The following is a 261-nucleotide window of genomic DNA, read 5'->3' as shown; positions in this document are numbered from 1 at the left end:
CCGGCCGGAGACGGGAGCGCGCCTGACAAGGGGGTCGACAGAGCGGGAGTCGCCGGTGATTCGCTCGACCAGTGCGGTGCAAAGAAATGCGGTGCGAAGAAACATGACTGCTTCGGAGGTGTCGCGATGACCGAGCGGTACGTGTGGGATCTCCAAGAGGTTGACGAGACGCGGGTCGCGGTCGTCGGCGGCAAGGGCGCGCACCTGGGCGGGCTGTCGCGGATCGAAGGCATCCGCGTACCGGCCGGTTTCTGTGTCACG

At 66.7% G+C, this 261-nt stretch carries 1 protein-coding gene; it reads left to right on the top strand.

Going from position 1 to position 261, the window contains the following annotated elements; translation table 11 throughout:
- Window positions 1–126 precede the first annotated feature (126 nt).
- The coding region (locus BFF77_RS37830; RefSeq protein WP_281196683.1) for a PEP/pyruvate-binding domain-containing protein at window positions 127–261 on the top strand (135 nt) is incomplete at its 3' end.

Source organism: Streptomyces lushanensis, assembly GCF_001700515.1.
GTDB classification, from domain to species: domain Bacteria; phylum Actinomycetota; class Actinomycetes; order Streptomycetales; family Streptomycetaceae; genus Streptomyces; species Streptomyces lushanensis.
The sequence above is the reverse complement of the archived record's forward strand: the minus strand, read 5'-3'. Positions and strand labels throughout refer to the sequence as shown.